The sequence below is a fragment of the Streptomyces sp. NBC_00286 genome, assembly GCF_036173125.1.
In the GTDB taxonomy this organism is placed as follows: domain Bacteria; phylum Actinomycetota; class Actinomycetes; order Streptomycetales; family Streptomycetaceae; genus Streptomyces.
The window spans coordinates 6,866,915-6,881,961 of sequence record NZ_CP108054.1 but is presented as its reverse complement, the minus strand read 5'-3'; the positions used below and the strand labels follow the sequence as shown (position 1 = coordinate 6,881,961).

Below are 15,047 nucleotides of genomic sequence, written 5' to 3'. Positions count from 1 at the left end.
CCGGGCGCCGCACCTGGTCCGGCTGTGCCGGTGACGTCCGCGGCTCGCGCGATGCGCGGTGCCGCCGTCCGGGGCGCGGGCGCCGCTCGGGAGCTCTCTGTGTTCTGTCTCGCCGGTTCCGTATGCCGTGTTGCGTACGGCCTGGCGAAAGTCTTGTGGTCGGTGCGCTGCCCGACCCAGGTGGCTCCCGAGTACGAGGGCGGCGCTACGACATCCGTCCTACGCGGGACCTTCCTTACGCCGGCGCCTTCGCGGCGGCGGTGGCTGCGGCCATGTGTGGGGCGGCTGCCACTGCCTCGCGGTCGGGCGCGAGCGGGTCGGTCACCGTGCCGGTCTCTTCATCGAAAAGCCCCTGCGCCAGCCTGGTCACCGCTGCGGGGACCGGCGGCGCCAGGTCGGCCACAGCTCGGAGACCGGACAGGACGTCGTCGGGTCGTACGGCAGGCGTCACGTGCCGAACAACCAGCCGCAGTATCGCACAGGGCTGGTCGGTCGGCCTATCAGGCTGTGGACTGTCCGTCCCGGGACGGACACTGTGCGCCTCCAGGCTCGCCACCGCGGCGCGGGCGTCGAAGGTGCGCATGCCGTTCTTCATCTTGCGCTGGACCTCGACGGTCTCGGCCTTCTTGAAGGCGTCGACCGCGCGCTCGGCGTCCGCGGGTGCCACGCCGTCGAGGCGCAGCTCCCAGACCGAGGCCGTGAGCCGGTCGGCGAGCCCGGAGGTCCGGGCCTCGACCGCGTCGACGATGTCGAGCCCGGCGGGCAGCGACTCGTCGAGCAGCGCACGCAGCTGCTCGGGATCGCGCGCTTCGGTGAGCGCGATCTCCAGGTACTCGGCCTCGCTGCCCGTGCCGGTGGGTGCGGCATTGGCGTACGACACCTTCGGATGCGGCGTGAACCCCGCCGAGTACGCCATCGGCACCTCGGCGCGGCGCAGCGCACGCTCGAAGGCGCGCTGGAAGTCACGGTGGCTGGTGAACCGGAGGCGGCCGCGCTTGGTGTAGCGCAGTCGAACGCGCTGCACCGCGGGTGCGGGCGGCGGGCCTTCGGGCTGTCGCTTGCCCAGTGGTTCTTCTCCTCGCTGTGAAGCGGTACATACGTGCGCCGCCTCGTGGACGTACAGACCTCGTCGCCCCCGCGTGGGCGGGGACGTCGGCAGATGACGCCTTGCGGCGTCGCCCGGTCCGGATCATCCCCGCGCCTGCGGGGACAGGTCGTCGCGTCCGGACCTACCCTCCAGAGTACGCGCAGGAACCACCGTGGGTTCCCGGAGTCCCTTGGACAAAGACACCGGCTCGGGTTCCGGCCGCGCCCCGAACAGCATCCGCCGGACGTCGGCCCGGGTCTGCCGCGCGGTCTCGCGAGCGCTGGCCAGGGCCTGCCGGGCGCCTCGCCCCACGCCGCGCGCGGCCTCGGCGACGGGCCGCCAGATCGCGTCCCGTACGACATGTCCGACGGGCGTGAGCACGCTCTTGTACACCCACCGCACCGGCTCCACGAAGATCCACCGGAAGAGCCGCCCCAGGAACCGTCCGACGGCGAGCGACACATACCCGGCGACCCGCCACGCGTGCCCGATCGCCGTACCGATCTCGCGCGCGACGACGGCGATCGCCCGCCCGACCGGCACGAACACCCAACGCCACAGCGCAACGGCCGGCACAACGAAGACCCACCGCAGCAAGGCCCCGACGACCATCGCGATCCAGGCCACCCCCGCCCAGATCCCACGCCCGACCCATGTCAGACCGGCCCACAGACCTCCCCCGACCCACACCAGCCCGATCCACACACCACGCCCGACCCAGGCCAGACCGATCCACACACCACGACCGACCCAAGCGACACCGGCCCAGACCCCGCGGCAGACCCACGTCACGCCCGCCCAGACCCCGCTGAACACCCACGTCACACCGGCCCACACCCCCAGGCCGGCCCCGGCGATCCCCGCCCACACCCTCAGCGCAACCCACGCCACCCCGGCCGCGACGCCCCGCACCACCCAGGCGATCCCCCGCCCGATCGGCGCGAGCACCCGCGCGTACAGCCAGCCCGCCGGAACGACCACCAGCACCCGCCACAACCAGGCGCACCCGGTCCCGATCCCCCGCAGCGCCGCCATGATCCCGTGCCCGAGAGGCGTCAGCACTCGCGCGTACAACCACACACCCGGCACGACGAACAGCACATGCCCGAGCCACCCCAGCCCCCGCCCGACCGGCACGACCACATACCGCCACAGCCCCACCCAGGGCCACACGAACACCAGCTTGGCCAGCCACTCGACAACGGTGGCCACCGCCCGCCCGACCGGCACAAGCACCCACATGACCGCCCGCCCCAGCGGCCGGAACACCGTGTCCCTCAGGAACCGCCCCCCGACCACCAGCGCGTCCCACACCATCCGCACCGGCACAACCAGCACGAGCACCACGATCCGCACGGGTATCCGGATCGCGACCGCGAGGCACCCCTCAGGCGTCGCGTCCTGCTGCTGTCGGGGCGCGGGCTTCGTCTCGTACGACTTCGACTCGTACGACTTCGTCTCGTACGACTTCGTCTCGTACGGCTGCGGCTCAGGCGTCGCGGACGACGGCTTTTCCAGGTCCATGCCGACGAAGACGCATCAGCGCCCCGTACGGATCCAGAACCTCAGCTTCCCGCCCCGCTCGTCCTCGAACTCCCCACCATTGGCCTCGATGACCTTCCGCGACCCGACGTTGGTGGTGTCACAGGTGACGAGCACCCGCTCGAGCCCGAGGGCACGCGCGTACGGCAGAACGTCGCGCAGCATGGCGGTGGCGTGGCCGTTCCGCCGCGCGGTCGGCCGTACTCCGTAGCCGATGTGACCGCCGTAGTCGCGAAGGTGCGGCGTCAGCCGGTGACGCACCTGGATCCGCCCGAAATAGGTCTCGCCGTCCACGTACCAGTACCAGCTGCCGGGCACGAACCCGTCGGGCCGGCGCCCGTCTTCCAGCTCCTCCTCGCGGACGGCGGCGACATAGCGCGCGAAGCCGTCCGGCTCGTGCCAGCTGTCGCCGTACACGGCGAGCTCCCGCTTGAGGGTGTCACCGAAGTACTCGTCCTCGGCGAGGTTCTCCTGGACAGCCGCCAGGAAGGAGGCACGGAAACGTGGATCAGGGCTGATGAGCTGCGGCATCACCGCATTGTGCCGCGACGCGCAAGGGCCCGGCCACGGCATTTCCGCCGTCGGCCGGGCCCTCGTCTCGTCCTACTTGACCACCGTCAGCGGCAGCAGCTTCTTGCCCGTCGGCCCGACTTGGATGGAAGTGTCCATGGCAGGGCACACTCCGCAGTCGAAGCAAGGCGTCCACCGGCAGTCCTCGACCTCCGTCTCGTCGAGGGCGTCCTGCCAGTCCTCCCAGAGCCAGTCCTTGTCGAGGCCGGAGTCGAGGTGGTCCCAGGGGAGGACCTCCTCGTACGTACGCTCGCGGGTGGTGTACCAGTCGACGTCCACGCCGTACGCGGGCAGCGTTTTGTCGGCGCACTGCATCCAGCGGTCGTACGAGAAGTGCTCACGCCAGCCGTCGAAGCGGCCGCCGTCCTCGTAGACGGCGCGGATGACGGCGCCGATGCGGCGGTCACCACGCGAGAGCAGGCCCTCGACGATGCCGGGCTTGCCGTCGTGGTAGCGGAAGCCGATGGAGCGGCCGTACTTCTTGTCGCCGCGGATCTTGTCGCGGAGCTTCGTGAGACGGGCGTCCGTCTCCTCGGCCGACAGTTGCGGGGCCCACTGGAAGGGGGTGTGGGGTTTCGGCACGAAGCCGCCGATCGACACCGTGCAGCGGATGTCGTTCTGGCCGGAGACCTCGCGGCCCTTCTGGATCACGCGCGTCGCCATGTCGGCGATCTGCAGGACGTCGTCGTCGGTCTCCGTCGGCAGGCCGCACATGAAGTACAGCTTCACCTGGCGCCAGCCGTTGCCGTACGCCGTCGAGACCGTCCTGATCAGGTCCTCTTCCGAGACCATCTTGTTGATGACCTTGCGGATGCGTTCCGAACCGCCTTCGGGTGCGAAGGTCAGGCCCGACCTGCGGCCGTTGCGCGTCAGCTCGTTGGCCAGGTCGATGTTGAAGGCGTCGACGCGGGTGGAGGGCAGCGACAGGCCGACCTTGTCTTCCTCGTACCGGTCCGCCAGGCCCTTGGCGATGTCGCCGATCTCGCTGTGGTCTGCCGACGACAGCGACAGGAGGCCGACCTCCTCGAAGCCCGTCGCCTTCAGGCCCTTGTCGACCATGTCGCCGATGCCCGTGATGGAGCGCTCGCGCACCGGGCGCGTGATCATGCCGGCCTGGCAGAAGCGGCAGCCGCGCGTGCAGCCGCGGAAGATTTCGACCGACATGCGCTCGTGGACGGTCTCCGCGAGCGGCACCAGGGGCTGCTTCGGGTACGGCCACTCGTCCAGGTCCATGACCGTGTGCTTGGACACGCGCCACGGGACACCCGACTTGTTGGGGACGACTCGGCCGATGCGGCCGTCCGGCAGGTACTCCACGTCGTAGAAGGCCGGGATGTAGACGTTGCCGGTCTTCGCGAGGCGGAACAGGACCTCCTCGCGGCCGCCCGGCCGGCCCTCCGCCTTCCAGGCGCGGATGATCTCCGTCATGTCGAGCACGGCCTGTTCGCCATCACCGATGATCGCCGCGTCGAGGAAGTCGGCGATCGGCTCGGGGTTGAAGGCGGCGTGGCCTCCGGCGAGCACGATCGGGTCGTCGAGGCCTCGGTCTTTCGACTCCAGCGGGATGCCGGCGAGGTCAAGGGCCGTCAGCATGTTGGTGTAGCCGAGCTCTGTGGAGAAGCTGAGCCCGAGCACGTCGAAGGCGCGAACCGGGCGGTGGCTGTCCACCGTGAACTGCGGGACGCCGTGCTCCCGCATCAGTTCCTCGAGGTCCGGCCACACGCTGTACGTGCGCTCGGCGAGGACTCCCTCGCGCTCGTTGAGGACCTCGTAGAGGATCTGCACGCCTTGGTTGGGCAGTCCGACTTCGTACGCGTCGGGGTACATGAGCGCCCAGCGGACGTCGGAGCTGTCCCAGTCCTTGACGGTGGAGTTGAGCTCACCGCCTACGTACTGGATCGGCTTCTGCACATGTGGCAGCAGGGCCTCGAGCTGTGGGAAGACCGACTCGACAGACATCGTGGTGGGGACCTTCGTGAGCTGACAGGGGTGACCCTCAAGACTAACGCGTCCCTACGAGCCCTCCGGCCGCCGCGAAGATCGACGCCCAGGCCTCCGGCAGCGCCCGCTCGACGTCCGCCGCCCGCTGCTCCTCCCTGCCGTAGAGCACCCCGTATGTGAAGGAACTCTCGCCCGCCGCGTGGGCCTGGGCGGCGAGGTCGCGCAGGGAGAGGCGGGTCATCACGCTGTCCTGGTGGTCGCCGAGGAGGCCCTGGAGGGACTTCATCGATCTGACCAGGTCGACGGCTGGTTCGCTGAGCGCCTTGGTGGCTGCCTCCGCCGCGTACCGCGTGCGCTTGGCCTTCTTGCGGGCCTCGTGGATCGCGAGGTCGCGGTCCGTGCCGGGCGGTGCGTCGATGGCCTGGACGACCAGGGCGGACAGCTTCGCGAAGTCGCTGCGGACGGCCTTGCCGATCACCCTGTCGGGCGGGCCCGCGGCCGCCTTGAGCAGCGGCGGTTCGGCGACCAGGGAGTCGAGAGTGGCGAGCAGATCCAGGTACCGCTTCCCGTCCAGCACCGCGATCAGCCGTCGGCGTGAACCGCCGCGCCGGGCGTTCGCCCAGGTCCGCAGCCGGGTGCGGACGGGGCCGGCGAGCAGGGTGCGCGGCAGCTCGTCGAGCGCCGCCGTCAGCCGCTCGGTCAGCACCTCTTGGTCGCGGTCGACGCCCAACTCCCCCGCCAGCCACTTGAGTTCGTCGCCGATCGGGTCGGTGACGGCCCGGTCCAGGACCTTTCCGTACGAGCGGAAGCTGCTGCGCAGCCGACGGGTGGCGACGCGCATCCGGTGCACGGAGTCGTATACGTCGCGCCGTACGGCGGGGTCGAGTTCGACGAGCGCGTCACGCTGGGCGCGTATGTACGCGAGGACGTGGTCGCCAGCGGTGGGCGGCTCGGGCTCCGCGACCACGACGACCTTGGCCTTCTCCTTCTTACGACCGGCCGCCTTGGTCTGCTTGGGCAGCTTGACCGGCCCGGCCTTTCCCGTCTCCGCCTGCTTCCCGTTCTTCGCCTCAGTCCCGGTCTCCGCCAGCGCCCTGGCCAGTTTGGAGGCGGACTTGGAGCGGCTGATCCCGGCCTTGCGGAGCTTCTTCTCGACCTTGTCGAGGAAGGCGGGGTCGCCGTCGTCGGCCAGCTCCACCTCGATCTCGGTCCACTCGGTGGTCCTGTCGCCGCCGCTGAGCCGCTCGGCGTGTACGCGGTCGACGCTGACCTCGGCGAGCAGGCCGCCGGAGGAGTCGACGAGGTGGCGGACGTCGCGCGCGGACTGCAGTCGTACGACGGGGAGCAGTTCGGCGTCGCGTACCCGGGAGCGGACGAGTCCGGCGAGGCCCCGGGGCAGTGCGTCGGACAGCGGGGCGCTGATCTCGTCGCGTACGCCGTCGGAGACCGGCAGCTTCAGATGCCAGCCCGCGTCATCGCCTCCGGTACGGCGGCGCAGCGTGATCGAGGACGCGGCGAGCCGCTGGTCGGCCGTGTCGTAGTAGGTCGCGTCGAGATCGGCGACGCCCTTGTCGATGACGCTGTCGACGCCGCTCACACCGCTCAGATCGGGAAGCCCCGCACCCTCGCCCGCCTCATACTTGCGCTCGATTTCCCGCTTTGTGTCCGCCATGGACTGAATCTAGTCACGATTCGGCATCGGGGGCAGCCCTCAAAGGGCACGCGCTCGCCATCTGAGACACATTTAACGTTCTTCCGGACGTTACTTGGCGCTTGCCTCAGCAACAGCCCCGCCGACGCGATCCCTGCCGAGCCGCCCCTCCTACGCCGACATGGGGCGCTGGACCCGGATCGACTGCAACAACCCGACAGCCACCCACACCGCGAACATCGACGACCCTCCGTATGACACGAAGGGCAGCGGCAGCCCCGCCACCGGCATGATCCCCAGCGTCATGCCCACGTTCTCGAAGGACTGGAACGCGAACCAGGCGATGATCCCGGCGGCGACGATCGTGCCGTACAGCTCGGTCGTCTCGCGGGCGATGCGGCAGGCGCGCCAGAGGATGATGCCCAGGAGCAGGATGATCAGGCCGGCGCCGAGGAAGCCCAACTCCTCGCCCGCGACCGTGAAGACGAAGTCCGTCTGCTGTTCGGGGACGAACTGCCCGGTGGTCTGGGAGCCGTTGCCGAGCCCGGTGCCGAACAGTCCGCCCGAACCGATCGCGATGCGGGCCTGGTTGGTGTTGTAGCCGACGCCGGCCGGGTCGAGCTCGGGGTTGGCGAAGGCGGCGAAGCGGTTGATCTGGTACTCGTCGAGGATTCCGAGCTGCCAGACCGCGATCGCGCCCGCGGCACCCGTGCCCATGAGGCCGAACACCCAGCGGTTGGAGGCGCCGGAGGCAAGCAGTACGCCGAGCACGATGATGACCATGACCATGACCGAGCCGAGGTCGGGCATGAGCAGGACGATCAGTATCGGGACGGTGGCCAGACCCAGGGACTGCAGGACCGTGCGGTGGTCGGGGTAGGGCTTGTCACCGGCGTCGACTCTCGCCGCGAGCAGCATCGCCATACCGAGGATGATCGTGATCTTCACGAACTCCGAGGGCTGCAGCGAGAATCCGCCGGGCAGCTTGATCCACGCATGCGAGCCGTTGATCGTGGCGCCCAGCGGGGTCAGCACCAGGATGATGAGGAACACCGAGATGCCGTACAGGATCGGCACGGCCCCACGCAGTGTGCGATGGCCGAGCCAGACCGTGCCGATCATCAGGGCGAAGCCGATGCCCGTGTTGAGCAGGTGCCGGACCAGGAAGTAGTACGGGTCGCCCTGGTTGAGCTCGGTGCGGTTACGGGTCGCCGAGTAGACGAGGGCCGCGCCGATCACGGAGAGCGCGATGGCCGAGAGCAGTATCGGCCAGTCGAGCCGGCGCGCCAGCGAGTCGCGGGCGAACAGCCGCGCCCAGACGGAGCGTTGGGGCCCGTAGCCGGAGACGGAGAAACCGCTCGCGCCGGTCATTCGGTGGTCCTCCGCCTCTTCTTGGAGCGATCGGCACGCCGTCGGGTGTCGCGGTTGGTGCCGGTGTTCGGCGAGGGCACCGTGGCGGCCGGGTCGTCACCGGTCGCCGCCTGCTGGCTCTCCGGGCTCGCTTCCTCCTGCGGCACGTACTTCCCGATCTTCGGGGCGTCGATCGAACCGTCCGGCTGGATCTTCGGCAGGCTCTTCTGCGGCTCGGGCAGCAGGGCCTTCTTCTTGTCGATCGTGCCGTCCTCGGAGACGCCGTACAGCGCGTCGTAGATGTTGCGCACGGCGGGGCCGGAGGCGCCGGAGCCCGTACCACCCTGGGAGATGGTCATGACGACCGTGTACTCGTCGGTGTACGTGGTGAACCACGAGGTGGTCTGCTTGCCGTAGACCTCGGCGGTACCCGTCTTGGCGTGCATCGGGATCTTGTCCTGCGGCCAGCCGGCATCGGCGAAGCGCCAGGCGGCCGTTCCGCGGGTGGCGACTCCCTCGAGGGCTTCGTCTATCTCGCCGAGCGTCTGCTGCGACATCGGCAGCTTGCCGTGCGGCTTCGGGACGATCTCCTGGACGCTGCGGCCGTCGGCGCTGACGATCGCCTTGCCGACGCTCGGGTCGTACATGGTGCCGCCGTTGGAGATCGCCGAGTAGATGGTGGCCATCTGGATCGGGGTGACGAGGGTGTCGCCCTGGCCGATGGAGTAGTTGACGGAGTCACCGGCGCGCAGCCGGTTGCCTTCCAGGCAGTTCTCGTACGCGATGCGCTCGGCGTAGTCGCCGTCCTTCTTGCCGTCCTTGCACCAGGCGTCCTTGTTGGCCTTCCAGTAGTCCTGCTTCCACTGGCGGTCGGGGACGCGTCCGGTGACCTCGTTCGGGAGGTCGATGCCGGTCTCCTTGCCGAGGCCGAACTGGTGGGCCGTCTTGTAGAACCAGTCGTTGGCGTTCTTCTTCGGCTTGTTGCCGCCGTCCCGCTTCCACTCCTCGTGGGAGAGCCGGTAGAAGACGGTGTCGCAGGAGACCTCGAGCGCGCGGCCCAGCGAGATCGGGCCGTACCCCTTGGACTCGAAGTTCTTGAAGACCTGGCTGCCGATGGAGTACGAGCTGGAGCACTGGTACGGGCCGTTGAAGGAATAGCCGGCCTTGATCGCGGCGGCCGTCGGGATGACCTTGAAGACGGAGCCGGGGGCGGACTGGCCCTGGATGGCGCGGTTCAGCAGCGGGTAGTTGGACTTCTTGCCGGTGAGGCGCGCGTAGTCCTTGGCGGAGATGCCGCCGACCCAGGCATTCGGGTCGTACGACGGGTTTGAGGCCATCGAGACGATGCGGCCCGTCTTGGACTCCATCACGACGACGGCGCCGGAGTCCGCCTTGTAGTTCGTGCCGGTGTTGTCGTCGAACTCCTTGCGGGCGTCCTTCATCGCCTTTTGCAGCTCGTACTCGGCGACGCGCTGGACGCGGGCGTCGATGCTGGTGACGAGGTTCGCGCCGGGCTGGGCCGGGTCGCTCTTGGCCTCGCCCATGACGCGGCCGAGGTTGTCGACCTCGTAGCGGGTGACGCCGGCCTTGCCGCGCAACTGCTGGTCGTACTGCCGCTCAAGCCCTGACCGGCCGACCATGTCGGAGCGCAGGTACGGGGATTCGCTCTTCTCCGCTTCCTTGATCTCCTCGTCCGTGACGGGTGAGAGGTAACCGAGGACCTGGGCGGTGTTGGCGTCGCCGGGGCTCGCGTAGCGGCGTACGGCCTGGGGTTCGGCGGTGATGCCGGGGAAGTCCTCGGAGCGTTCGCGGATCTGGAGGGCCTGCTTGGCGGTGGCCTCGTCGGTGATGGGGATCGGCTGGTAGGGCGAGCCGTTCCAGCAGGGCTGCGGCGTCTTGGAGTCGCACAGCCGCACCTTGTCCATGACGTCCTTGGGCTTCATGCCGAGGACACCGGCGAGCTTGGTGAGCACCGCCTCGCCGTCGTCCTTCATCTTCAGCAGATCGGTACGCGAGGCGGAGACCACGAGCCGCGTCTCGTTGTCGGCGATCGGCACACCGCGCGCATCGAGAATCGACCCGCGCACGGCCGGGCTCACCACTTGCTGAACGTGGTTCCCGGACGCCTCCTTGGCATAGGCGTCGCCTTCACGGATCTGCAGATACCAGAGACGTCCGCCGAGGGTCGCGAGGAGGGAGAAGACGAGAATCTGGATGATGATGAGCCGAATCTGGACGCGCGGGGTCCGCCCGGTCTCGGGGATGTTCGTCACGACGTGCCTCCGGCGGCTGGACGGTTCGCCTCGGGTCGGTGGGTGGCGCTGGACCCCGCCGGGATCGCGGGGATGCGCCCCGTAAGGGGCGCGGGGCTGTGACATTTGCGGCTCCGCCGCGATGGGGGTCCCTCCCGCTCGAGCGGAGCCGAGAGTGGGGGAGCGACAAGCCACGACGCACCTGCAGCCGAGATGCGACCTGTCGAGGGGGGTCTGGGGGCGCAGCCCCCAGGGATGGGACGGCTAGCGCAACCCGCCAAAGCTTCGGCTTTCACAGCCGCTTGACCCCCTTGATACGTCCCGCCCGGGCCACCCGGTTCTTCGCGGCCTTCATCCTCAGACCGCCCGCCGCCCTCATCCGCAGCCCGCCGCGCTGGCCACCGAGGCGCAGCCCCGTGCCGCCGGAGGACAGCCAGCCGGAGGAGACGTCGGTCGCCTTCGCGGACGTGGTCTCGGCGAGCGGATCGTTGTCGGCGCGGCGGGCCAGCGCCATGATCCCGGGGACCACGAAGGGCGCGAGCAGCAGGTCGTACAGGGCGGACGTGAACAGCAGGCTGCCCAGGCCCACATGACGCGCGGCGGTGTCACCGACGAGGGCCCCGACTCCCGCGTACAGGAGCGTGGACCCGATCGCCGAGGCGACGACCACGACCATCGGACCGGTCGCGGATCTGACCTGGCCCTTGTCGGGCTTGGCGAGCCCCGCGAGGTAGCCGATGAGGCACAGCACGAGCGCGTAGCGCCCGGCGGCATGGTCGGCGGGTGGCGCGAGGTCGGCGAGCAAGCCGGCGCCGAAGCCGACGAGGGCGCCGCCGACGTGGCCGTACACCAGGGCGAGGCCGAGCACGGTGAGCAACAGCAAGTCCGGTACGGCGCCCGGGAGTTGGAGGCGGGCGAGGATGGTCACCTGGATCACCAGGGCGACGATCACCAGGGTGGCGGAGAGCAGCATTCGGTTGAAGCGCATGCGGGTTCAGCTCCTACTGCTCTTGCTGCTGTTGGGGCAGGCCGTCGGCGGACGCTCCGGCCGAGGGGGTGACCGTCACGGTCACCGTCGGCCTGGGGGTCGGCTTGGGTTTGGGCGGCAGCACCTGGTCGCGTGGGTCCCTGGGCGGGGCCTGGGTGACGACGCCGACGATGTCGAGCTTGCTGAAGCCGACGTACGGCTCGACGTAGATGGTGCGGGTCAGATCGCCGCCGGAGGGGTCGACGCGGGAGACGACACCGACGGGGACGCCGGGCACGAACGGCTTGTCGGCCTGGGAGCCGAAGGTGACAAGACGGTCGCCCTTCTTGATCTTGGCCTTGCCGTTGAGCATCTCCACGCGCAGCGGCCGGTCGCCCTGGCCGGAGGCGAAGCCGAGTTCGTCGGTGGACTCCATGCGCGTACCGACCGTGAAGTCCGGGTCGCTGGCGAGGAGCACGGTGGCGGTGTTCGGCCCGACCGTCGTCACGCGCCCCACAAGCCCGTCCCCGTTCAGGACGGTCATATCGCGCTGGATGCCGTCGTTCGCGCCGACGTCGATGGTGACGGTCCAGGAGAAGCCCTGGGCCGCCCCTATCGCGATGACTTCGGCGCCCTTGATGCCGTACTGCCCGGCGCCCGCCGTCTTGAGGATCTTGTCGAGCTGTTTCAGCCGGCTGCGGTTACGGTCCTCGCTGCCCAGCTCCGCCTTCAACGCGGCGTTGTCCCGCTCCAGTTGGGCGATACGGTCGTGCCGGTCGCCGGAGTCGCGGATCGCTGCGATCGCGTTGCCGACGGGGTCGACCGCGGTGGACACCCCGTTCTCGATCGGGCCGAAGACCGTGGCGGCGGCCGATCGGGCCCCGTCGACGGGCGAGTCCTCCCCGCCGCGGATGTCCACCGTGATCAAAGCGAACGCGATGGCGATCAGCAGCACCAGGAGCAGCCGGCTCTCTCGTGTGTCCCTCACGTGCGGCGGCCGTGCCTTCCTTATCGGATTCGTGTGGGGCTCCCCTCGGCCGGGGCGCTTTGGGGGAGCTTATGCCTCTATATCAACGATCCGCCGTACGAGAGGAGATCATCCCGTACGGCGGAATCGAAGAGTTACTTCATCTGCGGGGCTGGGCGTCCAGCACCTGCTGGAGCGCCTCGAACTCCTCTACGCACTTGCCGGAACCGAGCGCCACACTGTCCAGCGGATCCTCGGCGATATGGATCGGCATCCCGGTCTCGCGCCGCAGCCGCTCGTCGAGCCCGCGCAGCAACGCACCGCCGCCGGTGAGGACGATCCCGCGGTCCATGACGTCACCGGACAGCTCCGGAGGACACTTGTCGAGGGTGGTCTTGACCGCGTCGACGATCGCGTTGACCGGCTCCTCGATCGCCTTGCGCACTTCGGCGGCGGAGATGACGACGGTCTTCGGCAGGCCGGAGACCAGGTCCCTGCCGCGGATTTCGGTGTGTTCGTCAGCGTCGAGGTCGTACGCCGAACCAATCGTGATCTTGATCTGCTCGGCAGTCCGCTCACCGAGAAGGAGGCTGTACTCCTTCTTGATGTGCTGGATGATCGCGTTGTCCAGTTCGTCGCCCGCGACACGGATGGACTGTGCCGTGACGATTCCACCGAGCGAGATGACCGCGACCTCCGTGGTGCCGCCGCCGATGTCCACCACCATGTTGCCCGTGGCCTCGTGGACCGGCAGTCCGGAGCCGATGGCCGCGGCCATCGGCTCCTCGATGATGTGCACCTGGCGGGCACCGGCCTGGGAGGAGGCCTCGATGACGGCGCGCCGCTCGACTCCGGTGATCCCCGAGGGCACACAGACGACGACCCTCGGCCGGGCGAGATACCGCCTCTTGTGGATCTTCAGAATGAAGTAGCGGAGCATCCGCTCGGTGATCTCGAAGTCGGCGATGACGCCGTCCTTCAGCGGACGCACGGCGACGATGTTGCCGGGAGTCCGGCCGATCATCTTCTTCGCTTCGGCACCGACGGCGAGGATGCCACCGGTGTTGGTGTTGATCGCGACGACGGACGGCTCGTTGAGTACGATCCCTCGACCCCTGACGTACACCAGCGTGTTGGCGGTCCCGAGGTCGACAGCCATGTCACGGCCGATGAACGACATTGAGTTCCCCATCAGGATTCGTCTGGCCTTCCCAAGTGGAGCTTTTGATGGCTTGTTAGGTCGGCGAGGGTGAGCGCTGTGACGTGAAGGCTTCCATCGTAGTCTCGCCTGCACCGAACACCGCGCGAGGGTCTTCGCCATTGTCAGCAGATGATGTGCCGCCTCGCTTGTGGAGACGAGCCAATGGAGGCAAGCGTTCCCCCGATCGCCACGCATATGCCAGGCCCCGCCGCCTTTTTGCGGCAGGGCCTGGTCAGATATGGCTCAGGGTTGACGCATCGTCAGAAAATCTTCGCGTACGCCGCCTGGGTGTGCCGTGTCGCGGACGGACAGGACCGGATATCGGCGATCAAGCCAGCCCAGGGAAGAAGATCTTCATCTCACGCTCGGCGGACTCCTCGGAGTCCGAAGCGTGGATCAGGTTCTCGCGAACGATCACCCCGAAGTCCCCACGAATGGAACCAGGAGCCGCCGCGATCGGATCCGTAGGCCCCGCAAGAGCCCGCACCCCCTCGATGACCCGCTCCCCCTCGACAACGAGAGCAACCACAGGCCCCGAGGCCATGAACTCGACCAGCGGCTCATAGAAAGGCTTGCCCTTGTGCTCGCCGTAGTGCAGCTCCAGGGTCTCCTGATCCAGGTTCCGCAACTCCAGCGCGGTGATCTGCCAGCCGGCCTTACGCTCAATACGGCTGATGATCTCGCCGGTCAGGCCACGACGAACAGCATCGGGCTTGAGAAGGACGAGGGTGCGCTGGCTCACGTGGGAACTCCTTAGCAACAGGGGTGGGACCACAGAGATTACAGGGCGCACTTGGGGGCGGCGCCCCGATAGGGACGCGGGCAGCCGCAGCCTTTTCAGCGACTCGGGCAACCGCAGGCCTTTCAGGGGGCGCGGGCAGCCGCAGCCTTTTCAGGGCATCGGGCGGCCGCAGGCCTTTCAGGCGCCGGGCAGCCGCAGGCCTTTCAGGGGCGCGGGGAACTGCGCGACAAGCCACGACGCACCCGCAGCCGCGACACGACTGTCATCCCCCCACCCCGTTGGCGCCCCCACCCGCCCCACGAACCCACCCCCACGCCGGAGGCAGGGGGCCTGGGGGCGGAGCCACCCCACGCGGCGGAGCCGCAAATTGATACAGCCGGGAAGGGGCGGGGCTGGGGAAAGGCCCGCCGCAGGCGAACTACGCCGCCCTCCGCTCCCCCTCAGCCTGCGCAGCAAACCGCGCCTTCGCCTCGTCAACCTTCCGCCCGTAATGAACCGAAGCCCACCACAACGCCGCAAAGATCGCCCCCAAGAGGAACATCGTCGGCACGACGAACCCGGACGCGATCAGCGCGATCTGCAGCGCCCAGCCCAGCTGAACACCCCCCGGCCGCGTCACCACCCCGCACAGCAACACGCACAGCAGCATCGCGACGCCACTCACCGTCCAGACCGTGGCCATGGACAGATCAGGATCCTTCATAGCCACAAGCCCGGCAAAGCCGATAACGAAGACCTCACCGATCAACGTAGAAGCACAGAGCGTACGCACAGCCC

General features: G+C 68.8%; 12 protein-coding genes. All 12 read right to left on the bottom strand.

Annotation, left to right across the window (positions count from 1 at the left end; genetic code table 11):
- Positions 1-235: 235 nt before the first annotated feature.
- Complete coding sequence (locus OHT21_RS31290; RefSeq protein WP_328771619.1) at positions 236-1,024, bottom strand: TIGR03936 family radical SAM-associated protein; 789 nt, start codon at positions 1,022-1,024, stop codon at positions 236-238.
- Between the two features lie 165 nt (positions 1,025-1,189).
- The gene (locus tag OHT21_RS31285) at positions 1,190-2,611 is read right to left on the bottom strand and encodes a hypothetical protein (RefSeq protein WP_328771618.1); all 1,422 of its coding nucleotides are present in this window, start codon (positions 2,609-2,611) and stop codon (positions 1,190-1,192) included.
- Positions 2,612-2,626: 15 nt separating this feature from the next.
- Complete coding sequence (locus OHT21_RS31280; RefSeq protein WP_328771617.1) at positions 2,627-3,160, bottom strand: GNAT family N-acetyltransferase; 534 nt, start codon at positions 3,158-3,160, stop codon at positions 2,627-2,629.
- Between the two features lie 72 nt (positions 3,161-3,232).
- On the bottom strand, positions 3,233-5,158 hold the full coding sequence (locus tag OHT21_RS31275; RefSeq protein WP_328771616.1) for a TIGR03960 family B12-binding radical SAM protein: 1,926 nt from the start codon (positions 5,156-5,158) through the stop codon (positions 3,233-3,235).
- A 43-nt stretch (positions 5,159-5,201) separates the two neighbouring features.
- A complete protein-coding gene (locus OHT21_RS31270) occupies positions 5,202-6,812 on the bottom strand; it encodes a CYTH and CHAD domain-containing protein (RefSeq protein ID WP_328771615.1) in 1,611 nt (536 codons plus the stop codon).
- 150 nt (positions 6,813-6,962) lie between these two features.
- Positions 6,963-8,162 carry a rod shape-determining protein RodA gene (gene rodA, locus OHT21_RS31265; RefSeq protein ID WP_328771614.1) on the bottom strand — a complete coding sequence of 400 codons (1,200 nt, stop codon included), beginning with the start codon at positions 8,160-8,162 and terminating at the stop codon, positions 6,963-6,965.
- Positions 8,159-10,414, bottom strand: coding sequence for a penicillin-binding protein 2 (gene mrdA / locus OHT21_RS31260; protein ID WP_328771613.1), 2,256 nt, complete (start codon positions 10,412-10,414; stop codon positions 8,159-8,161). Before mrdA ends, rodA begins: the two co-directional genes overlap by 4 nt.
- Positions 10,415-10,685: 271 nt before the next feature.
- Positions 10,686-11,381 carry a rod shape-determining protein MreD gene (gene mreD, locus OHT21_RS31255; protein WP_328771612.1) on the bottom strand — a complete coding sequence of 232 codons (696 nt, stop codon included), beginning with the start codon at positions 11,379-11,381 and terminating at the stop codon, positions 10,686-10,688.
- A 13-nt stretch (positions 11,382-11,394) separates the two neighbouring features.
- Entirely contained in the window at positions 11,395-12,348 is a 954-nt protein-coding gene (mreC, locus tag OHT21_RS31250) for a rod shape-determining protein MreC (protein ID WP_328771611.1), read from the bottom strand.
- A 139-nt stretch (positions 12,349-12,487) separates the two neighbouring features.
- Complete coding sequence (locus tag OHT21_RS31245) at positions 12,488-13,507, bottom strand: rod shape-determining protein (protein WP_028802628.1); 1,020 nt, start codon at positions 13,505-13,507, stop codon at positions 12,488-12,490.
- Between the two features lie 349 nt (positions 13,508-13,856).
- A complete protein-coding gene (gene ndk / locus OHT21_RS31240; RefSeq protein ID WP_328771610.1) occupies positions 13,857-14,270 on the bottom strand; it encodes a nucleoside-diphosphate kinase in 414 nt (137 codons plus the stop codon).
- 418 nt (positions 14,271-14,688) lie between these two features.
- Positions 14,689-15,042 carry a DUF4233 domain-containing protein gene (locus OHT21_RS31235; protein WP_328771609.1) on the bottom strand — a complete coding sequence of 118 codons (354 nt, stop codon included), beginning with the start codon at positions 15,040-15,042 and terminating at the stop codon, positions 14,689-14,691.
- Positions 15,043-15,047 lie beyond the last annotated feature (5 nt).